1 protein-coding gene is annotated in these 287 nt (G+C 66.9%); it reads right to left on the bottom strand.

What is annotated here, in order from left to right; translation table 11 throughout:
* The coding region (gene sdhD / locus EN804_RS36570) for a succinate dehydrogenase, hydrophobic membrane anchor protein (protein WP_135922442.1) at positions 1-280 on the bottom strand (280 nt) is incomplete at its 3' end.
* Positions 281-287: the final 7 nt, after the last annotated feature.

Here is a 287-nt window from a genome sequence, read left to right as displayed (position 1 = left end):
CCTCGATGATCACCTGCATGCCGAGGCGCATATGGACGAGCCCGGAGACCAGCACCAGGGCCAGCACCAGCGCCACGAACGGGTTGGCAAGGGCTGCCCGCACTTCCGCATAGCCGGCGCCGTTGAGCGCGATCAGGAAGCCGACGAAGAACAGGATCAGCGGGATGTTGGCGATGGCGGTCAGCCGCTGGCGCCAGAAATGGCCGGTGCCTTCGCGGGCCGAACCGAGGCCGCGGACCTTGGCCAGCGGCGTGCGCATGTCGGTCTTTCCAGAGCTCATAGATCGG

This window comes from Mesorhizobium sp. M8A.F.Ca.ET.161.01.1.1 (assembly GCF_004792105.1).
Lineage (GTDB): Bacteria > Pseudomonadota > Alphaproteobacteria > Rhizobiales > Rhizobiaceae > Mesorhizobium.
The sequence above is the reverse complement of the archived record's forward strand: the minus strand, read 5'-3'. Positions and strand labels throughout refer to the sequence as shown.